Origin of the sequence: Pseudonocardia parietis (genome assembly GCF_017876315.1) — a bacterium.
In the GTDB taxonomy this organism is placed as follows: Bacteria; Actinomycetota; Actinomycetes; order Mycobacteriales; family Pseudonocardiaceae; genus Pseudonocardia; species Pseudonocardia parietis.
The window spans coordinates 2,635,374-2,654,641 of the sequence record NZ_JAGINU010000001.1 but is presented as its reverse complement, the minus strand read 5'-3'; the positions used below and the strand labels follow the sequence as shown (position 1 = coordinate 2,654,641).

Sequence of the window (19,268 nt, the reverse complement as noted above, 5' to 3'; positions counted from 1 at the left end):
CGAACCGAGTTCGTGAACTGTCAAGCCGAGCCCTTGACCAGGCTCCTCGTCGCGGGCTTCCATGCGTTCGTAAGGCGAATTGCTGTTCGTTAATCGAACGGATGGAGAATCATGGACCGACTCGACGGCCCCAGCGCGGAACCGGTGGCGGACCGGATCTGGCCGACGTCGCTCACGCAAGTCCCGTACTGGGCGTTCCAAGACGAGGAGATCCTGCGTGCCGAGCTCGGCCGCCTCTTCCACGGGCCGTACTGGAGCTACCTGTGCCTGGAGGCCGAGCTGGCCGAGCCGGGCGACTTCTGCGCCACCTTCATCGGTGAGCAACCGGTGCTGGTCACCCGGGACACCGACGGGCAGATCTACGCCTTCGAGAACCGGTGCGCCCACCGCGGGGCTTTGATCGCGATGGCCGAGCACGGCAACGCGAAGGACTTCACCTGCGTCTACCACGCCTGGACCTACAACCTGCAGGGCGACCTGACCGCGGTCGCGTTCGAGGACGGGATCGGCGGTGCCGGCGGAATGCCGGCGGGGTTCTGCCGGGAGCGGCACGGGCCGCGCAAGCTGCGCATCGCGGTGCTGAACGGCCTGGTGTTCGGCAGCCTCTCCAACGAGGTACCGCCGCTGGAGGAGTATCTCGGCGAGGAGATCGTGGACCGGATCGACCGCCTGCTCGGCGGGCGCACTCCGGTGGTGCTGGGCCGGTTCACCCAGGAGCTGCCCAACAACTGGAAGCTCTACGTGGAGAACGTCAAGGACTCGTACCACGCCAGCATCCTGCACTTGTTCTTCACCACGTTCGGGATCAACAAGCTCTCCCAGCGCGGCGGCATCATCGTCAGCGAGGACGGCGCGCACCACGTGAGCTACTCGGCGATCGACCGCTCCGCCGCCACCTCCGTCGAGGTCACCGACTCCGACTACCGGGACCAGAACATCCGTTCCGACAGCGAGTACCGGCTGCGCGATCCGAGCATGCTCGACGGGTTCTCCGAGGTCGGCGACGACACCACCCTGCAGATCCTGTCGGTCTTCCCGGGTTTCGTGCTGCAGCAGATCCAGAACTCCGTCGCCGTCCGGCAGATCCTGCCCGTCGGGGTGGACCGGACCCGGCTGAACTGGACCTACCTCGGGTTCACCGACGACACCGAGGAGCAGCGGCTGGTCCGGCTCAAGCAGTCCAATCTGGTCGGTCCGGCCGGTTACGTGTCGATGGAGGACGGCTGCATCGGCGGCTTCGTGCAGCGCGGCATCGCCGGAGCCGGGGACGAGTTCGCGACCCTGCAGATGGGCGGCTCCGAGGCCGTGTCCAGCAGCAGCCGGGTCACCGAGGCGTCGGTGCGCGGCTTCTGGAAGGCCTATCGCACCGGCATGGGATTCACCCTGGAGGACGCATGACAGCGACCGACGCGGACCCGGCACTGATCTCGCGGGTGCACGGGGTCGTGCTCGCCGCGCAGGGGCACTACGTGCGCTGCATCGACGACGACCGGCTCGAGGACTGGCCCGGGTTCTTCACCGAGGACTGCCACTACCGGATCACCACCGCGGACAACCACCGGCGTGGCCTGCCTGCCGGGATCGTGTGGGCCGACACCCGAGGCATGCTCGCCGACCGGGTGTCCGCGCTGCGCGAGGCCAACATCTACGAGCGGCACAGCTACCGGCACCTGCTCGGTGCCCCGGCCGTGCTGTCCGCCGAGCCGGCACGCGACGGCGCGCTGCAGGTGCGCAGCGAGACGTCGTTCCTGGTCGTTCGAATCACCGGGGACGGGCCGACGGACCTGTTCGCCAGCGGCCGCTACCTGGACCTCTACCAGATCCGCGAGGAGCACGCCCTGCTGCGCGAGCGGGTCGTGGTCTGCGACAGCTCACGGATCGACACGCTGCTGGCGGTCCCGCTGTGACCGGCCCCGTGCCCCGCACGCTGCTGTGCACCGGGGACCCGAACGGCATCGGCCCGGAAATCGCGGTCATGGCGGCCCGGCGCACCGGCTGCGCACCGGTCCTGGTCTCCGACCGCGCCGTGGTCGAGTGGGCGGTGCGAGTCACCGGCGGGGCCGAGGTCGTCCGGGACCACCATCCGGAACTCCCGCCCGAGCCCGGCACGCTGGACCTGATCGACGTCGGCGCGCTGCCCGCCGGCGCGCACCGGCCCGGGACGGTGGACGCCGCCGCCGGCCGGGCGACCCTGGCCTACGCCCGGACGGCGATCCGGGCCGCGGCCGCCGGTGCGTACCCCGCCGTGGTCGCGGCCCCGCACTCGGAGACCGCGATCCACGCCGCCGGGGTGTCGTTCACCGGCTACCCGTCGTTGCTCGCAGAAGTCACCGGGAGCCCGGCCGACCGGGTGTTCCTGCTGTTGGTCGGCGGCGGGCTGCGGATCGTACACGCGACGCTGCATCGCCGGCTCGCCGACGCGGTCACCGATCTGGATGCCGACCGGGTCGTCGCGGCCGGCCGCGCCTTGCATCAGGCCCTCGACCGGCTCGGCGTGCCCGGCCGCACGGCGGTGTTCGGGATCAACCCGCACGCCGGCGAGGGCGGGCTGTTCGGCGACGACGACGAGCGGGTCACGGCCCCGGCCGTGGCCCGGCTGCGCGAGGAGGGGCATCCGGTGGACGGACCGACTGGTGCGGACACGCTGCTGGCGGCGAACGAGCACGCGGGCTATGTCGCCGCCTACCACGACCAGGGACACGTCCCGGTCAAGCTGCTCGCCGGGCGAACGTCGGTGGCGCTCTCGATCGGCGCAGGTGTGCCGTTCTGCAGCGTCGGGCACGGCAGCGCGTTCGACCTGGCCGGCAGCGGCCGGGCCGACCCCGAGGCGACGGTCCGCGCGCTGCGCACCCTCGCCGACCGGAAGCAGGTGGCCACCGCATGACCGCCACCCACCCGATCACCGTCACCGGCACCGACATCGGCTTCGACTGCGCCCCCGACCAGACCGTCCTCGATGCCGCCGAGGCCGCGGGCTGGACGATCCCGTACTCCTGCCGGCGCGGGGTCTGCCGCAGCTGCCTCGGCGTCGTCACCGCCGGAACCGTGCGGGACCGGCGCGGCGGACGCCCCGGTCCGGGCGACGACGCCCTGTTCTGCCAGACCGTGCCGGACGGACCGGTCGACATCCGGCCGCACCGGATCACCCGCTCCGGTCCGCCGCGCCGGCGCACGCTGACCGCCCGCGTGTACCGGGTACGGCGGCCCGCGCCGCGCGTGGTCGTCCTGGAGCTGCGCTTCCCGATCGGACGCCGGATCCCGTTCCGACCCGGGCAGCACCTCGAGGTGCGATTGCCCGGAGGGGGCTCGCGGCCGTACTCGATGGCCAACTCCCCCCGGGACAACGACACGGCCGAACTGCACGTACGGATCGAGCCGGGCGGCCTGTTCTCCGACCGGACGGCCCGGCACCTGCGTCCGGGCGACCAGCTCACCGTCGAGTCCCCGTTCGGTGACACGACGGTCGAGCCAGGCGAGGAGCCGCTGGTGCTGCTCGCCACCGGGACCGGGTTCGCCCCGGTCCGCTCGGTGCTGCTCGACCAGGTCGCCCGGAGGGCCGCCCGGCCCACGACCCTGTACTGGGGCGGCCGCGACGAGTCAGACCTCTACCTGCTCGACACCGTGCTGCGCTGGTCCCGGGCGCTGCCCTGGCTGGACGTCCAGCCGGTGCTGACCCGCCCGGGCCGCACCTGGCGCGGCGCGACCGGACACGTCCAGGATGTCGCCGCCGCCCGCCATCCCGACCTGTCCGGGCACACCGTCTACGCCTGTGGCAACCCGGCCATGACTCGGGACGCCCGCGAGGTGCTGACCGGCGCGGCCGGGCTGGCCGGCGAGCGCTTCCTGGCCGACGCCTTCGTCCCGGTGGACGCACCGGTCCTCCCGGCCCCGTCCGGGCCGGTCCCGGCCGGCTGACCGCCCGCCGGGACCACCCCACCACACCTGCAACGCCGTACAGCGAGGTAACGAGCGTGCCCGATCATCCCCGCACCGTCCAACTGCCCGAATTCATCGACGACCGTCCCGTGGGACGGTTGCAGTATGCTGTCCTGGCCCTCTGCGGGCTGGTCATGTTCCTCGACGGGTTCGATACCCAGGCGATCAGCTACATGGCCCCGGCGATCGCCCGCGAGTGGGATCTGCCCGCGTCGGCGATGGGACCGGTCTTCTCCTCGGCGCTGGTCGGTCTGATGATCGGATACCTGGCGGTGTCACCGCTGGCGGACCGGATCGGCCACCGCCGGATGGTCATCGCGGCGACCACGTCGTTCAGCGTACTGACCGTACTGACCACCTTCGCCCCGTCGGTGGAGGTACTGCTGGCGGCGCGGCTGCTCACCGGGGTCGGTCTGGGCGCCGCGGCGCCCAGCGCCATCGCGCTCACCAGCGAGTTCGCCCCGCGCCGCCGGCGGGCCACGTTCGTGCTCGTGATCTACTGCGGGTTCTCGCTCGGCTTCGTCGCGGCCGGTGCGGCCGCGGGGGCGGTGATCCCGCTGCTGGGTTGGCGTCCGATGTTCCTGATCGGCGGGGCCCTCCCGCTGCTGCTGGTACCGCTGCTGTGGCGCCTGCTCCCGGAGTCCCCGGCGTACCTGATGCACCGGGGACACCCGGTCGGCCCGATCCTGCACCGCCTCGACCCGACGCTGCCGGAAAGCACCCTCGCCCGCGGCCCCCGCCAGGACGAAGGCACCACACGGCGGCTCCCGGTGATCCGCCTGTTCGAGCGCCGGTGGCTGGTGGGGACCCTGCTGCTCTGGCTGGTCTTCGCGATCAACCTCGCCGAGTTCTACGCGCTGCAGAGCTGGCTTCCGACCATCCTGGAGGGGCTCGGCCACCCGACGAGCACGGTGGTCACGGCCACCACCCTGACCACCGTCGGCGGAATCGCGGCCGCGCTGATAACCGGCCCGGCGATGGACCGGTTCGGCGCCGGGTACACCCTCGGCGTCCTCTACCTGATCGGGGCCGTGCTCGTCGGAGTGCTCGGCGCCGCCTTCGGCGCGTCGCTCTGGTTACTGCTGTGTGTGACGTTCCTGGTCGGCTGCTGCGTGAGCGGGGGGCAGAAGAGTGTGATCGCTTTCGGGTCGCTGTTCTACCCGCCGGAGATGCGGTCCACGGGCGTCGCCTGGGCGCTGGGGATCGGCCGCATCGGCGGCATCCTCGGCCCCATCCTGGTCGGGCTCGCGGTGGCGGCCGGATGGTCGACGACCGGGCTGTTCGTCGTGATGGCGCTCCCGATGCTGGTGGCCGCGGTGACCGTCCTCGCCCTCGGCAGGCTCCGGTACCGCGACGAGCCGGCCTCGGTCACCGGAGGCCGGGCCGAGACCGCCGTGCGCCGGTCGTGACGAGCCTGTGCCGCGCGGCGCGCGGACCCGGGTGTCACCGGCGCGGTCCTGTGCGCCGACGCCCCGACCAGGGCAGGTCGGCTGTTCCGCGATGTCGATGGCCGCGGTAGGGGCGACGCGCAGATGATCCCGGGCCGGGGTGTACTCGTTCGTCGCCGTCCTGGACCGGGGCGCAGCTCGTGGACGGCGCCGTCGGAGGTGGTCCGGCCCGGGCCCGACGACGCCACCGCGGTCACCGCCGCCCGCGGCGGGGCCCGGACGTCGCCGTCTCCGACTACGCCCGGCCCCACCGTTCGCCGCTGGTCTCCGGCGATGCCGGGGAAAGCCCGCCGAGGTTGTCGATGCGGGATTCCCGGCTGCCCTACTTGAGCATGAAACCCGCGTCCACCGGGACGGTCGTCCCGGTGATCCACTTTCCGGCGTCGGAGCAGAGGAACGCGATCACCTCGGACACGTCGGCCTCGGGCAGGGCATCCACCGGCATTGGGTTGAACCGCATGGCGTTGCCCAGCTCCTCGTGCTCGGTCAGCCACTGCGGGAAGAAGTCGTTGTTCGACATCGGCGACGCGACGCCGGTGGGGTGGATGGTGTTCACCCGGATCGACTCCGGCGCGAGCTCCTTGGCCAGCGTGCGCATCAGTCCGACGATGCCGTGCTTGGCCGCCGTGTAGTGCGTGCAACCGGCTACCCCGCGCAGGCCCGCGATCGACGACGTGATCACGATCGAGCCGCCGTTGCCGCCCGCCCTGATGTGCGGGACCACCGCCCGGCAGGCTTTGAACACGCCGGTCAGGTTGATGTCGATCATGTCGTCCCAGGCCTCGTCGGTGAGCTCCCAGGTGTTCTCCGACAGACTCAGGATCCCGGCGTTGGCCAGCAGGATGTCGATCCGGCCGAACTCGCTCATCGCCGCGTCGGCCAGTCGGGCCATGTCCGCGGTGCGTCGCACGTCGCCCTCGAGCGCGACGCAGCGGCGGCCCAGCTTCTCCACCTGTGCGACGGTCTCGTCCAGGTCGCCGGGACGCCCCGTGTCGAACGGGACCGAGCCCACCTGCTCGGTGATGTCACAGGTCACGATGTCGACGCCCTCACGGGCGAGGCGGAGCGCGTGCGCGCGTCCCTGCCCGCGGCCGCCGCCGGTGATCACCGCGACCTTGCCGTCCAGCTGGCCCATCTCAGTTCTCCTTTCGGTACGCCGCCGCGCGGCGATTGTGTTCGGTGATCGCGTCGGTGAGAGGCCGGTAGGGCTCGTCCCACGGGTCCTTGAGGCCCCAGCCGCGACCGCCGGTGTTCTCCACGTAACCGCACCAGTGCCAGCCGGCGAACCAGGGCTCGTCGAGCAGCGCCTCCATCGCGGCGCCGTAGTCCGCGCCGCGGGCGGCGTGGTCGGGCAGGCCCTCGCGGTGCGGGTTGAACTCGGTCGGGGTCCAGTTCCCGACGTCGGCGACGATCACCGGTTTGTCCCCGCACTGAGCGCGCCAGCGGGCCAGGTCGTCGTGCATCCTGCGACGGGACTCGTCGGTGGGTTCGGTGAAGTACTGCACCGACAGCGTGTCGACGTGCGGGGCCATCGCGCGCAGCACCGGTTCCGGGATCCCCTTGTTGCCGTTGAACCGGTCGCCGAGGATCAGATGGTGCGGGTCGTAGCGACGGATCGCCGTCGCGATCGTCTCGTAGTAGCGGCTGGCGACGTCGTAGAGCTTGCGCTCCCGTGCGGCCGTGTCCAGGCCGACGAGCTCGGCGAAGTCCCGCCCGGACGCGTGCGGCAACCAGGCCGGGATGTCGACCAGGAAGTAACCGAGCAGGTCCGGCGAGTCGGCGTGTTCGGCGGCGATCGCGCGCCCCTGGTGGTCGCACCAGTCGGCGAAGTCGTCGTCGAGCGGGCGGAACGCCGGGTGGCCGTTCCAGTCCTCGATCTCGGCCACCCGCACCTGGGCGACGTAGGGCATCCCGGCGCCGCGCAGCTCCGCGGCCGACCACTGCTCGGAGTGCTTGAGGTCGATCGGGTCGCCGAACCAGTCCAGCGCCTCGCCCCAGCCGCCCGCGACGTACTCGCTCGTCCAACCCAGCGTGTTGAACCCCCACCCGCGCAGGTCCGCGACGACGCCGTCCCGGATCCAGCTCTGCCGCGACCCGTAGCGCTCGCGCCACACGTCGACGTTGCGCGGGAACTTCAGTGCCGTCTCGTCGGTGTGATTGAGGCCCAGGGACAAGAACGGATTCCCGTCCGGATCGACGAGCCGACCGTCGCGGATCGCGTAGGTCACGCCATCTCCCCGGCGAAGAAGCGCAGGTAGTGCCCGGCCAGCTCCTCCGGCGACTCCTCGGCGAGCTGGTGGCCCCACGGCAGGATCACCGCGCGCACGTCGTCGGCGACCTCTCGCATCTGCCGCTCGTTGTCGGCACCGATGAAGTGCTCGCTGCCCACGGCCAGCACCGGCATCGGGAGCCGGGTCTTCGCGGACTCCCTGTTCTGGTCGCCGTCGGTGAGCGTGGCCCGGTAGATCTCGCACATGCACTTGACGCCGCCGGGCGAGGAGTAGCAACGCACGTACTCGTCGAGCGCATCGGGGGTGATCGCCGACGGGTCGTGCGTCTCGTGCTTCATGAAGTAGGAGAAGTACTCCCGCTCGTGACCGTTGATCAGCATCTCGGGGAACTCGGGGACCGAGTAGAAGTTGATGTGCCAGAGCCAGACGTAGCTGCGCACGTTGTCCGGGGTCAGGAACGAGTAGTCCTCCAGCCCGAATCCGGGCAGGATCATCTCCTGGTAGACCAGTTGCTGCACGCGGTCGGGGTGGCGGGCGGCGAGCTGGTAGGCGGCCGCGGCGCCCCAGTCCTCGCCGACCACCCGGAAGCGCTCGTGGCCGAGCTCGGTCATCAGTGCGGCGAAGTCCTCGGCGACGTTCGCCATGTCATAGCCGCCGTCGGCGTGCTCGGAGTCCCCGAGCCCGCGCATGTCCGGCACCACGACCCGGTAGTGCGGGGTGAGCAGCGGGATCACGTGCCGCCAGTGATAGGAGGTCTTGGGCACCCCGTGCAGCAGCAGGACGGGCTCGCCCTCGCCTGCGGCCAGGTAGTGCAACCGGACGCCGTTGACCGTGGCCCGGCCGTGCCGGACCCGGTCACCATGATGGTCGACGATCTGCATGCGGTTCCGCTCCTCACTCACTTGATCATGAATCCGGCGTCGACCCGGTGCTCGACGCCGGTGACGTAGCGGGCGTCGTCGGAGACCAGGAAGGCGACCATTTTCGAGACGTCCTCGGGCTGGACCACCTCGGCGGGCATCCGGTTGCCGCGCATCGGCTCGGCCAGGTCCTCGTGCTCGCCCAGCCAGCGCACGAACCAGTCGTTGTTGCTCATGTCGGTGTTCACCCCGGTCGGGTGCACGACGTTGACCCGGATGTTGTCCGGCGCCAGCTCCCAGGCCAGGGTCTTCATCAGCGCGATGCAGCCGTACTTGGCCGCGTTGTAGTGGGTACACCCGGCCACCGCGCGCAGACCGCCGGTGGAGCCGGTGATCGTGATCGCGCCGCCGTTCCCGGCCGCGATCATGTGCGGCACGACGGCCCGGGTGGTCTTCCAGACCGACGTCAGGTTCACGTCGAGCATGTCGGCCCACTGGTCATCGGTCAGCGACCAGGTGTTCGCCGCGGCACTCATGAACCCGGCGTTGCAGACCAGCGCGTCGATCCGGCCGAACTCGGTCATCGCCTGCTGCGCCATCGCCTCCACGGCGGCGGTGTCACGCAGGTCGGCGCGCACCGCCAACGCCCGCCGGCCGTGGGCCTGCACCAGGCGGACGGTCTCGGCCAGGTCGTCCGCGGAACCCATCGGGTACTGCGCGGTGCCGATCTCGCCGGGCACGTCGACGGCGACGACATCGGCTCCCTCGGCGGCGAGCGTGACCGCGTGCGCGCGGCCCTGCCCACGGGCGGCACCGGTCACCAGGGCGACCTTGCCGGTCATCCGATCCATGGGTTGTCTCTCCTCGATCTCGGTCGTGCACGGATACCTCGGCCGCGCGGCGCTATCCGCACACGCGCCGGAGGCATTCGCGGACGTAGGCGTCGGCGCCGCGCAGTTCGCGGGTGATCCGCTCGAGCGGCCAGCCCGCGGTGCCGTGGCACTTGAGGCTGGCGACGCCGGTGTAGCCGGCCCGTGCCAGCGCGGCGAAGGGCACGGCGTGGTCGAGCACGCCGTCGGGGCGGGGCAGCTGGCGTTCGCCGGGGCCGAAGTTGAGCCCGTCCACCCCGCGCCGGTAGGCGTGGTCGATGTCCCAGACGTAGTAGTAGAAGAGCTTGCCCCGCTCGCCGAGGTAGCCGATCGCCTCGGTGATGGACTCGTTCATCACCCACAGATGCGGCGGAGCCAGGCAGATGCCCAGGTTCGGGTGGTGCAGGTCGGCGAGGAGTCGCTTGATCTGGGCGAGGCTGTCCACTCCCTCGTCCCAGCGCTGGTCCTCGCCCACGCCGGACTCGAAGTCGGCGCTGAAGGGCACGGTGAGGTGGTTCTCCACCGCGATCCGCACCCCGAGCCGCTGGGCCTCGTCGAGCAGCGGCGGCAGGAACTGCGACACGAACACCGGGTAGTGCGCCTCGCAGTCGAACACCACGGTGTCGATCTCCAGGTCGTGCGCCAGCCGTAGCCGGTCGCGGATCTCGTCCTGGTTCTTGCCGTAGCAGGTCAGCCCGCACGCGGTGAGCCCGTGCCGGCGCAGCGCCGCGCTGATCGCGGACAGATCGTCGCCCGGATCGACGTGCGCGGCCAGCGGTGGGGCCGAGGACCACAGGTTGACCTCGCTGAAGCCCAGGCCGGACAGCTCGCCGAGCGCGGTGTCCAACGGGACGTCGTGATAGGGCAGGACTTCGGCGGTGTAGCGGAACACGGGGCCTCCTTCCTCGGTGGGGCCGTCACGGCTGGTCGGCGAAGAACTCGCGGAGTACCCGGGCCAGCTCGGCGGGACGTTCCAAGGCGAGGCTGTGCCCGCACTCGGCGATCTCGACGTAGCGCACGTCGGTGGCCGTGCGCTCCATCTGCCGGCGGGACTCCTCGCCGATGAAGTGGCTGCTGCCGATCGTGAGCACCGGCATCGGCAGCGGTGTGCGGGCCCACCCGGTGTCGAGCTCGATGTTGGTGAACGTCGCGCGGTAGACCTCGAAGATGGCGCGAAGCCCCCCCGGCGCGGCCGAGCAGCGGGCCCACTCACGCACGCAGTCCTCGGTGATCGCGGCCGGGTTGTAGGTCTCGTTCTTCATCCAGGTGGACCAGAACTGCTCCTCCCGTCCGGAGATCAGCATCTCGGGGAAGTCCCGGACGTGGAAGAAGCCGACGTGCCAGAGGAAGTGATCGGAGAACACGTTGTCGGCGGTCAGCGCCGACCAGTCCTCGAGGCCGAACCCGGGCAGAAGCATCTCGGCGAACGAGAGCTTCGTGACCCGCTCCGGGTAGGTGGCGGCCACGGCGTAGGCGAACGCGGCGCCCCAGTCCTCGCCGGCGATCGCGAACCTCTCGTGACCGAGCTCGGTCATCAGCGCGCCGATGTCGCGGGCGATCGTGCCCATGTCGTAGCCGTCCTCGGGGCGGGCGGAGTCGCCGAAACCGCGCACGTCCGGGGCGACGACGGTGAACCGCTCGGACAGCAGCGGGATGACCCGGTGCCAGTAGTACCAGCTCTTCGGGACACCGTGCAGCAGTACCAGCGGTGTGCCCGAGCCTGCCGTGACGTAGTGCAGCCGCACGCCGTTGACGGTCGCGCGGCCGTGGGTGACCGGGTCACCCGCGTGGTCGGTGATGTCGAACATCAGTCGTTCCTTCTCCTCGTCCTGTGTCGCGGCCCGCCGGCGCGCCGCCCGAGCGCGGCGACCACCTCTCGTCGATGTCTTCGGAGCTGATGGCGAACGAGGTGCCCAGCAACTCCGCCCCCGGTGGCAGCCCCGTCACGACCGGGCCGCCGGGTCGAGTGTCGAGTGCAGGAAAGCGATCGCGTCGCGGGCCAGAGCCTGCGGCGAGTCCGCGACCGGGCGCCACAGCGACACCGCGCGGGCGATCTCGGCGACCGTGGGCAGGAACGACTCGACGACGACCTGGCCGCGGTAGCCGATGTCGTCAAGCGCGGTGAAGAACTCCGCCCAAGGCACGTGCCCGCTGCCTGGTGTCCCGCGGTCGTTCTCCGCGACCTGGACGTGGAACACCCGGTCGCCGGCCAGCCGCACGGCGGCACCCAGGTGTTTCTCCTCAATGTTCATGTGGAACGTGTCCAGCAGCAGGCCGACGTTGTCCCGGCCGGTCGCGGCGCACAGTTCCAGTCCTCGCTCGACGGTGTTCACCAGGTCGGTCTCGAACCGGTTCAGGGGCTCGATCGCCAGCGTGACACCGCGCTCGCCGGCATGGTCGGCGGCCTCCCGGATGCTCTCGGCGGCCCACCGGAACTGTTGCGCGCGCTCGTCCGGCGGAAGCATCCGGGCCTTGCCGGTGCTTGCGTACATCGGCCCGGCGACATGCGGCGACCCGACCGCGGCGGCGAGGTCGATGCAGCCGCGCAGGTAGTCCACCCCTTGCCGGCGCTGTCGTGGATCGTCATGCGAGAGGTCGCGTTCGGGGCCGAAGGCGCCGCACACGCCCACGTCCAGACCGGTCGCCCGGGCCGCCTCGGTCAGCGCTGGCGCCGAGAGCCTCCCCGGATCCTCCACACACACCTCGACCACGTCGTAGCCGAGCGCGGCGACCTCCTCGAACGCCAGGCGCGCGTCCTCGTCGGAGAACGGGGAGGCCAGCAGGAACGTGCTCAGACCCAGCGGGCGGCTCACCGGCCCGCCGCCAGGTCGGACACGACATTCTTGGTGTGGGTGATCGCGGCCCCGGTGTAGAGGTCACCGAACTCCGGTGCGCCGGCGCCGGAAAGCACCCCCCACACGTCACCGGCCGCAGGCAGCAGCTCGTAGGAGATCCAGCCGTCGTAACCGACCTCGGTGATCGCGGCGAGGATCGGCCGGAAATCGGTGTGCCCGTACCCGGGCGCGGCGCGGTTGGAGTCGGCCAGGTGCACATGGCTCAGACGCGGTCCGGCATGCCGAATCGCCGCGGCGATGTCGGGCTCCTCGATGGCCATGTGGAACGTGTCGGCCATGACCCCGACGCCCGGGCAGTCCACCTCGTCGACGAACACGACGGCCTGATCCATCCGATTGATCAGGTAGGTCTCGTAGCGGTTCCACGGCTCGACCGCGATCCGTACGCCGCGCTCACCTGCGTAGCCACCGATCTCGCGTGCGGCCTCGACCGCCCACTGCCACTCCCGGGCCCGCTCGGCACCGGGGACGATCTTCATGCAGGCCGTCGGGGTGAACGTGACGACCTCGGCGCCGAGTGCGGCGGCGTGGTCGACGTTGCCGCGCACGTAGTCGACGGCGTGGCGACGCACATCCGGGTCGGTGCTCACGATGTCGCGCTCGGGCGTGAAGATGCTGATGATCGAGGATGCGACGAGGCCGTGCCGGTGCAGCGCGGTCCGGATCTCCCCGACGTCCTGCTCGGCCGGCTCCCCGACGAGCTCGACGCCGTCATAGCCGTACCGGGCCAGCCTCGCGATCCCCTCGGGCAGCGGCTCCCGGCCGTACACCAGGATGTTGTATGTGTAGCGGAACATGTCTCCTCGTTCAGCCGGTGGTCTCGAAGTCGTGCAGGTAGCGATCGACGTTGTCCTTGGTGAACGTGATCGGATGGCCCATCACGATCTCGCCGCCGGGCCCGATGGTCTTGCGCCCGAGACGCCCGGCGGCGAACGTCTCGCCGGCCCGGCCGGTGATCTCCCCCGCGGTGTAGGCGGCGGCCGCGTAGTAGGTCAGGTAGCCCAGGTCGCGGGGGCTCCACAGCACGTAGGCCGGGACCTGGCCGGTCTTGAGCAGCTCGGCGTGGCTGCCCGGATTGCCCAACCCGGTGACCACCACGCGGTCGGCCACCCCCAGGTCGGTGGTGGCCTTGACGCCGGCCTCCATCGCGATCGGGGTCGGCGCCATGATCCCGCGCAGGTTCGGGTAGGCCCGCAGCAGCGCGACGGCGGCGTCGTAGCTCTTCTTCGCGTCGTCGTCCCCGTAGGAGGTCTTGACCAGACGCATCCCGCTGTACTGCGCCTTGCCGAGCTGGGCCTTCATCACGTCGATCCAGCCGTTGGTCACCTCGGCCGTGCTCTGCGAGGACACGATGCCGAACTCGCCGGTGTTGCCCATCGCGCGGGCGAGGATGTCGAACTGCGCGCGGCCCAGCTCGTCGGCCGTGGCCATGTTGACGAACACGCCCCGCGAGCCGTCCGCGACGTCGGCGTCGTAGCTGATGATCCGCGAGCCGTGTGCGCGGGCCGCGTCCAACGCCGGTGCGACCGCCGAGGAGTCCACCGCGGAGATGCCGATCACGCACGAGCCGCGCTGGCGTCCGCTCTGGATGCGCTGGATCTGCCCGGTGACGTCGCCGGCCGCAGGGCCGACGAACGACAGGTCACCGCCGAGCTCGCGCTGGGCGTCGACCATCCCGGTGTGCACCGCGGCGAAATACGGGTTGTCGGTGTTCTTCGGGATCATCGTCAGGTTGCAGTCCCGGACCGGTCGCGGCGGCGGCGGACCGGACGGCTCCGCGGCGGCGCAACCGGTCAGTGCCAGCACCGCGGCCGTCGCGACGGCGACCGCCACTCCCGGGCGCCTCACCGGACGCCCCCGGCCGAGCGGCGGCGTTGCCGCGAGATGTGCAGATGCCGGGCGAGGGCGGGCACGACGACCGCGCCGACCATCAGCAGACCGGTCACCATGTACTGCACCGCGGTCTCGGCGTCGCCGAGAGTCATCCAGCTCGTGAGGATCGTGACCAGCAGCAGGGACAACAGCACCCCGACGAACGACCCCTTGCCGCCGTACATGCTGATCCCTCCGATCAGCACGATGCCCACCACGATCAGCTCCAGCCCGGTGCCGTTGTTGGCCCGGACGGTGCTGATGTATCCGGCGTAGACGATGCCGGCGACCCCGGCCACGACGCCGGAGAACGCGAACAGACCGCGCTTGACAGCGCCCACCCGCAGCCCCGAGAACCGGGCCACCTGCGGGTTGCTGCCGATCGCGAACACCGTCCGGCCCAGCGTGCCGCGGTGCAGCAGCACGGCCGCGACGGCGGCCACCACCACGAAGGCGACGAAGCCGTAGGGCACCAGGGTGCCGGGCAGGTTCTCCTGGGCGAAGGTGGTCAGCCCGGGCGGCAGGTCACTGATCCCCCGGTTCTCCAGGAGCACGTAGGACAGCCCGCGGTAGAGGCCCAGCGTCCCGATCGTGACGATCAGCGACGGCAGCCCGACGTCCACCACCAGCAGTCCGTTGACAAGCCCGGCCACAGCCCCGGTCAGTACGCCCAACCCGATCGCCGGCCAGGTGCCCAGGCCGCCGGATATGGCCAGCCCGAACACCGTCGCGGAGAGCCCGAACGTCGACGCGACCGACAGGTCGATCTCGCCGGCGATCATCAGCCAGGCCATCGGGACGACCATCAGGCCCAGCCCGAGCGCGCCTGTCGCGGAGATGGAGAAGTTCTGTCCGGTCGCGAAGTACGGGCTGGTGACCGAAGCGATCACCAGTGCGACCACCACCAGCGCGGAGAGCGTGATCTCCCAGGTTCCGAACCAGCTCGGGATCCGCCGTCGGGGGGCGGCGGGGACGGCGGGTTGGCGCTCGGTCGTCTGCGCTGTCATGTGGACACTCCTCGGAACTCCATGCGGCGGCGCAGGACCAGGTCCAGGGTGATCGCCAGGATGATCACCAATCCCTGGATGGCCTGCAGCCAGAACGCGGACACGTCGGCGAGCGCCAACCCGGTGCTGATCACGGACAGGATCGCGGCGCCCAACACGACCCCGCCGATGGTGCCGACCCCGCCGGTGATGCTGACCCCGCCGACGACGACCGCGGCCAGCACGACGAGCTCGAAGCCTGTCGCGACCGACGAGTCGACGGTGCCGTAGCGGGCGCCCCAGAGGACCCCGGCCAGCCCGCAGAGCAAACCGGTGACGGTGTAGGCCCCGAAGACCAGCCGCTTCGAGGCGATGCCGGTCCGCTCGGCGGAGGAGGGTGCGCTACCCACCGCGAGCATCGTTCGCCCGGTCAGGGTGTGGCGGACGACTAGGTGGGCCACCGCGGCGACGGCCAGCGCGTAGAGGAACATCAGAGGCACTCCGGCCACGGTCGCCGTGGCGATCCCGGCGTAGGAGTCCGGCAGGCTCTGCGCGGTGATCTGTGAGCTGCCGGCCAGTGCGGAGTCGATGCCACGGAAGATGTAGAGCGTGCCCAACGTGACCATGATCGAGGGCACCCGCAGCGTCGCGACCAGAGCGCCGTTCACAGCGCCGAGGACGGCCCCGACCAGGCAGGAGGCCAGCACCGTCAGCACCAGGGGCAGGCCGGGTACGGCCGCGGTGAGGCTCGCCGCGAGGTAGGCCGTGAGCCCGACCGTCGACCCGACCGACACGTCGATGTTGCGGGTGAACAGTACGAGGGCCTGGCCCACCGCGACGATCAGCACGATCGACATCTCGGTGCCGACCTGGGCGAACGTGTCTCCGGTCGCGAACCGCGGCGTGAGCGTCGCGAACAGCACGACCAGCACGACCAGCACGACGCCGAGACCGGCTTCCCGGTAGGCCCGGCGCGGGCGTGGCTCGGGCGGTACCGCGGGGACGGGCGCGGTACGGACGTTAGACGTGGGCATCGGACACCTGCCCGGTCATCGCAGCCAGCACCCGTTCCGCGTCGAACGGGCGTCGGTCGAACTCGGGCCCCTGCACGCCGCGGTAGAACGTGATCACGCGATCGGACACGGCGAGCAGCTCCTCGAGTTCGTTGCTGATCAGGACGATGGTCAGTCCGCGCTCGGCCATCCCGGAGACGAGCTGGTGCACCTCGGCCTTCGCGCCGACGTCGATGCCCTTGGTCGGGTCGTCCAGGATCAGCACCGACGGGTCGGTGGCCAGCCACTTCGCGAGCACGACCTTCTGCTGGTTGCCCCCGGACAGGGCGCCGAGCAGCTGGTCCGGGCCGCTGGTGCGGATCCGGAGACGGTCGATGAAGTCGCCTGCCAGCGCCCGGTCGGCCTGCGGGGAGAGCAGGCCGAACCGGGGTCGCCGCTCCAGCAGCGCCAGCGGCAGGTTGAAGCCGACCGAGTGGTCGAGGACCACGCCTTCGGTGTGCCGGTCCTCGGGTACGTAGGCGATGCCGTGGCGCATCGCCTGCTGCGGCGAGCGGATGCTCACCGGCGCGCCGTCCAGCAGGATCTCGCCGGTGTCGGCCGGTTCCAGCCCGAACAGCCCGCGGGCGATCTCCGTGCGGCCCGCACCGACCAGGCCGGCCAGGCCGAGGATCTCGCCTCGGCGCACGGCGAACGAGACGTCCGCGTATGCCCGCCGCCGACCCAGGCCGCGTACCTCCAGGCCCACCGGCCCGAGCTCGACGTCGACCTTGGGGAACACGGTCTCCACGGAGCGGCCGACCATGTGCCCGACCGCCGACTCCGGGGTGAACTCCTTCGCCGGTCCGGTGACCACCGTGGACCCGTCCCGGGAGACGGTCACGCGGTCGGCGAGCGCGAACACCTCGTTCAACCGGTGTCCGACGAACAGGATCGCGACGCCGTCGGCCTTGAGCCGGGCGATGATCTTCATCAGCCGCTCCACCTCGCGGGTGGACAGCGCGGCCGTCGGCTCGTCGAGTACGAGCAGCCGGGTGTCCGGGTCGAGCGCCTTGGCGATCTCGAGCAGCTGCTGGTCGGCCGCGGAGAGGTGCTTGACCTCGGTCGAGGTGTCCAGGTCGACGTCCAGGCGGGCGAGCGCCTCGCGGGCGTGCCGGCGGACAGCGGACCAGTCCAGGAACCGGGTGCGCCGCCGCGGCGCGAACCCGGCGAACATGATGTTCTCGGCGACCGACAGGTCGGGGAACGTCACCGGGTGCTGGTGCACCACCGAGATCCCCAGCGCCCGGGAGGCGCGCGGGTCGGGGATCGTCACCTCGACGCCGTCCACGGTGACCGTGCCGGCGTCCGGCCGGTGGGTCCCGGCCAGCACGTTGACCAGCGTGGACTTGCCGGCGCCGTTCTCCCCGAGCAGCGCGTGCACCTCGCCGGGGTACAGGGCCAGGTCGGCATGCCGGACCGCGACCACGCCCCCGAAGCGCTTCGCGACGCCGGTCAGCTCCACGAACGGGGCACTCATGACGCCTCCGGGAATGAGCGGCCCCGGGCCGCGGCGGCCAGCCGCTCGGCGGTCATCACGGTGGGCAGCATCGTGTTGGCCGCCGGTCCCACCGGGATGACCGAGGCGTCTGCGACCCGGAGCCGGGCCAGGCCGTGCACCTGTCCTTCCTGGTCGACCACGCCGCAGCGTTCGGCCGGGGCCATCGCGCAGGTGCCGGTGAAGTGGTATCCCGACGCGGTCATGTTCTCGATCGCGGCGTCCAGGGCCGCGTCGTCGGCGACGGTGGCGGCGTCCAGCCCGATCGGTTCGTGCAGCATTCCGGCCAGCGGTTCGCCGGTGAGGACGGCCCAGCCGAGCCGGACGATCTCGCGGATGGCGTCCCGGTCGACCTGTTCGGTGAGATATCCGGGTATCACCCGGGGAAGTGCCCCGGCATCGGTCGAGGTGATCCGCACGGTGCCGACCGAGCGCGGCTTGTTCAGCACGCAGCCCACGCCGGCCAGGTGGTTCAGTCCCTCCGCGGCAGTTCCGGCCAGGCCGCGCGCGCCGGCCTCGGTGGTGGCCACGTTAAGGTAGGTGAACATCGTGAGCTGCGCGTCCAGGGCGCCCGGCTGGGCCTCGGTGGAGGTGCGGAGGACGGTCTGCAGGCTGAAGTCCTCCGGCGACCACGCATCGTCGCGCGGAGCGGCCAGCAACGGCACCGAGAAGTGGTCGCCCAGGTTCTCCCCAACCGGTAGGTCGGCCAGCACCGGGACGCCCAGTCCGTACAGCAGAGCCGCCGGGCCCACGCCGGAACGCTGCAGCAGGGCCGGGGTCTGGATCGCGCCCGCGGTGAGGATCACCTCGCCTGCGCCGATCATCGTGCCGTCGGTGAGCTCGACGCCGGTCGCGGTGCTGCCGTCGAAGGTGACGCGCCGGACGTGCAGGTCACCGCGCACGGCCAGGTCGGGCCGCCCGCGCGCCGGCGCCAGGTGGGTCGTCGCGGTGGACATCCGGGTGGTGCCGACCCGGTTCATCGGGGCCGGCCCGACGCCCTCGGCGTCAGGGGCGTTGAGGTCCGGCTGGTCTTTGGCTCCCAGCGCCCGGCAGGTCTGCACGAACGCGGCCTGCAGCGGGGCGTACTCGTGTTCGTCGGCGCGTGCGATCGGGAACGCGCCGCCGCGGCCGTGGATGTCCGGGCCGGGTGCGGGATCGTCCTCCAGCGCGCGGTAGGCGGCCAGCACATGGGCCCAGTCCCAGCGTGGGTTGCCCCGCTCGGCCCACTCCCGGAAGTCGGCCGTCGCGCCGCGCAGCGCGATCATGCCGTTGATCGCGGACCCGCCGCCGATCAGCCGGCCCTGCGGCACCGAGATCGATGCGCCGCCGGCCCCCTCGGCGGCCAGCCCCCAGTCGTGGCGGGGGTCGATATCCGCGGCGTGCCCGCGCATCGGCACCACTCGACCCTCGAGTACGGCGGCCGGCACCTCGGTCGGGTAGTCGGGCCCGGCCTCGATCAGCAGCACGCTGCGGCCGGGGTCCTCGCTGAGCCGGGCCGCCACGATGCACCCGGCCGTCCCGCCGCCGACCACGACGACGTCGTAGGTCTCGCTCATCTCAAGCTCCTATGCTTCGGCAGTGCGCGGTGGGATCTGGCCCCGGTAGGCGGCCGGCCGTCGCCCGTTCCTTCGCCGAGGTGCGAAACGGCAGGCTGGAGCCCCGCC

Annotated in this window: 18 protein-coding genes; 5 read left to right on the top strand and 13 right to left on the bottom strand. The window is 71.3% G+C overall.

What is annotated here, in order from left to right:
• Window positions 1–111 precede the first annotated feature (111 nt).
• The 5 genes from JOF36_RS12545 (at window position 112) to JOF36_RS12525 (ending at window position 5,345) form a co-directional block, all read left to right on the top strand.
• On the top strand, window positions 112–1,398 hold the full coding sequence (locus tag JOF36_RS12545) for an aromatic ring-hydroxylating dioxygenase subunit alpha (RefSeq protein WP_210026930.1): 1,287 nt from the start codon (window positions 112–114) through the stop codon (window positions 1,396–1,398).
• Entirely contained in the window at window positions 1,395–1,907 is a 513-nt protein-coding gene (locus JOF36_RS12540) for an aromatic-ring-hydroxylating dioxygenase subunit beta (protein ID WP_210026929.1), read from the top strand. The genes JOF36_RS12545 and JOF36_RS12540 overlap by 4 nt, the downstream gene beginning before the upstream one ends.
• On the top strand, window positions 1,904–2,884 hold the full coding sequence (locus JOF36_RS12535) for a PdxA family dehydrogenase (protein ID WP_307862343.1): 981 nt from the start codon (window positions 1,904–1,906) through the stop codon (window positions 2,882–2,884). Before JOF36_RS12540 ends, JOF36_RS12535 begins: the two co-directional genes overlap by 4 nt.
• Complete coding sequence (locus tag JOF36_RS12530; RefSeq protein ID WP_210026928.1) at window positions 2,881–3,915, top strand: 2Fe-2S iron-sulfur cluster-binding protein; 1,035 nt, start codon at window positions 2,881–2,883, stop codon at window positions 3,913–3,915. Before JOF36_RS12535 ends, JOF36_RS12530 begins: the two co-directional genes overlap by 4 nt.
• Before the next feature lie 110 nt (window positions 3,916–4,025).
• A complete protein-coding gene (locus JOF36_RS12525) occupies window positions 4,026–5,345 on the top strand; it encodes an MFS transporter (RefSeq protein ID WP_307862750.1) in 1,320 nt (439 codons plus the stop codon).
• A gap of 361 nt (window positions 5,346–5,706) precedes the next feature.
• On the opposite strand, the gene JOF36_RS12520 is transcribed toward JOF36_RS12525, so the two are convergent.
• The 13 genes from JOF36_RS12520 to JOF36_RS12460 all read right to left on the bottom strand — a co-directional run bounded on the left by JOF36_RS12520 (window position 5,707) and on the right by JOF36_RS12460 (window position 19,160).
• On the bottom strand, window positions 5,707–6,519 hold the full coding sequence (locus JOF36_RS12520; RefSeq protein WP_210026926.1) for a mycofactocin-coupled SDR family oxidoreductase: 813 nt from the start codon (window positions 6,517–6,519) through the stop codon (window positions 5,707–5,709).
• A gap of 1 nt (window position 6,520) precedes the next feature.
• Window positions 6,521–7,612: a glycoside hydrolase family 5 protein gene (locus JOF36_RS12515; protein WP_210026925.1), complete on the bottom strand. Its 1,092-nt coding sequence runs from the start codon at window positions 7,610–7,612 to the stop codon at window positions 6,521–6,523.
• On the bottom strand, window positions 7,609–8,496 hold the full coding sequence (locus JOF36_RS12510) for an alpha/beta fold hydrolase (RefSeq protein ID WP_245350805.1): 888 nt from the start codon (window positions 8,494–8,496) through the stop codon (window positions 7,609–7,611). Before JOF36_RS12510 ends, JOF36_RS12515 begins: the two co-directional genes overlap by 4 nt.
• A 17-nt stretch (window positions 8,497–8,513) precedes the next feature.
• Window positions 8,514–9,326 (bottom strand): mycofactocin-coupled SDR family oxidoreductase, encoded by an 813-nt coding sequence (locus JOF36_RS12505; RefSeq protein ID WP_210026923.1) that lies wholly within the window; start codon window positions 9,324–9,326, stop codon window positions 8,514–8,516.
• A 52-nt stretch (window positions 9,327–9,378) separates the two neighbouring features.
• Window positions 9,379–10,236: a sugar phosphate isomerase/epimerase family protein gene (locus tag JOF36_RS12500; protein WP_210026922.1), complete on the bottom strand. Its 858-nt coding sequence runs from the start codon at window positions 10,234–10,236 to the stop codon at window positions 9,379–9,381.
• Between the two features lie 25 nt (window positions 10,237–10,261).
• Window positions 10,262–11,152: an alpha/beta fold hydrolase gene (locus JOF36_RS12495; protein WP_210026921.1), complete on the bottom strand. Its 891-nt coding sequence runs from the start codon at window positions 11,150–11,152 to the stop codon at window positions 10,262–10,264.
• Window positions 11,153–11,287: 135 nt separating this feature from the next.
• Window positions 11,288–12,157, bottom strand: a complete 870-nt coding sequence (locus tag JOF36_RS12490) for a sugar phosphate isomerase/epimerase family protein (protein ID WP_210026920.1) — start codon at window positions 12,155–12,157, stop codon at window positions 11,288–11,290.
• Window positions 12,154–12,996, bottom strand: coding sequence for a sugar phosphate isomerase/epimerase family protein (locus tag JOF36_RS12485; RefSeq protein WP_210026919.1), 843 nt, complete (start codon window positions 12,994–12,996; stop codon window positions 12,154–12,156). The genes JOF36_RS12490 and JOF36_RS12485 overlap by 4 nt, the downstream gene beginning before the upstream one ends.
• A gap of 10 nt (window positions 12,997–13,006) precedes the next feature.
• Window positions 13,007–14,032 carry a rhamnose ABC transporter substrate-binding protein gene (locus JOF36_RS12480; RefSeq protein ID WP_210026918.1) on the bottom strand — a complete coding sequence of 342 codons (1,026 nt, stop codon included), beginning with the start codon at window positions 14,030–14,032 and terminating at the stop codon, window positions 13,007–13,009.
• A gap of 11 nt (window positions 14,033–14,043) precedes the next feature.
• On the bottom strand, window positions 14,044–15,078 hold the full coding sequence (locus JOF36_RS12475) for an ABC transporter permease (protein ID WP_210026917.1): 1,035 nt from the start codon (window positions 15,076–15,078) through the stop codon (window positions 14,044–14,046).
• Window positions 15,075–16,091: an ABC transporter permease gene (locus tag JOF36_RS12470; protein WP_210026916.1), complete on the bottom strand. Its 1,017-nt coding sequence runs from the start codon at window positions 16,089–16,091 to the stop codon at window positions 15,075–15,077. Before JOF36_RS12470 ends, JOF36_RS12475 begins: the two co-directional genes overlap by 4 nt.
• A complete protein-coding gene (locus tag JOF36_RS12465; protein WP_210026915.1) occupies window positions 16,078–17,586 on the bottom strand; it encodes a sugar ABC transporter ATP-binding protein in 1,509 nt (502 codons plus the stop codon). Before JOF36_RS12465 ends, JOF36_RS12470 begins: the two co-directional genes overlap by 14 nt.
• Window positions 17,583–19,160, bottom strand: coding sequence for a GMC family oxidoreductase (locus JOF36_RS12460; RefSeq protein ID WP_245350804.1), 1,578 nt, complete (start codon window positions 19,158–19,160; stop codon window positions 17,583–17,585). The genes JOF36_RS12465 and JOF36_RS12460 overlap by 4 nt, the downstream gene beginning before the upstream one ends.
• Between the last annotated feature and the right edge of the window lie 108 nt (window positions 19,161–19,268).

Bases quoted from the DNA above. Each gene is read 5' to 3' on its own strand.
- JOF36_RS12545 (WP_210026930.1), top strand. From the start codon at position 112: ATGGACCGACTCGACGGCCCCAGCGCGGAACCGGTGGCGGACCGGATC.
- JOF36_RS12540 (WP_210026929.1), top strand. From the start codon at position 1,395: ATGACAGCGACCGACGCGGACCCGGCACTGATCTCGCGGGTGCACGGG.
- JOF36_RS12530 (WP_210026928.1), top strand. From the start codon at position 2,881: ATGACCGCCACCCACCCGATCACCGTCACCGGCACCGACATCGGCTTC.
- JOF36_RS12520 (WP_210026926.1), bottom strand. From the start codon at position 6,519: ATGGGCCAGCTGGACGGCAAGGTCGCGGTGATCACCGGCGGCGGCCGC.
- JOF36_RS12510 (WP_245350805.1), bottom strand. From the start codon at position 8,496: ATGCAGATCGTCGACCATCATGGTGACCGGGTCCGGCACGGCCGGGCC.
- JOF36_RS12505 (WP_210026923.1), bottom strand. From the start codon at position 9,326: ATGGATCGGATGACCGGCAAGGTCGCCCTGGTGACCGGTGCCGCCCGT.
- JOF36_RS12495 (WP_210026921.1), bottom strand. From the start codon at position 11,152: ATGTTCGACATCACCGACCACGCGGGTGACCCGGTCACCCACGGCCGC.
- JOF36_RS12485 (WP_210026919.1), bottom strand. From the start codon at position 12,996: ATGTTCCGCTACACATACAACATCCTGGTGTACGGCCGGGAGCCGCTG.
- JOF36_RS12475 (WP_210026917.1), bottom strand. From the start codon at position 15,078: ATGACAGCGCAGACGACCGAGCGCCAACCCGCCGTCCCCGCCGCCCCC.
- JOF36_RS12470 (WP_210026916.1), bottom strand. From the start codon at position 16,091: ATGCCCACGTCTAACGTCCGTACCGCGCCCGTCCCCGCGGTACCGCCC.
- JOF36_RS12465 (WP_210026915.1), bottom strand. From the start codon at position 17,586: ATGAGTGCCCCGTTCGTGGAGCTGACCGGCGTCGCGAAGCGCTTCGGG.
- JOF36_RS12460 (WP_245350804.1), bottom strand. From the start codon at position 19,160: ATGAGCGAGACCTACGACGTCGTCGTGGTCGGCGGCGGGACGGCCGGG.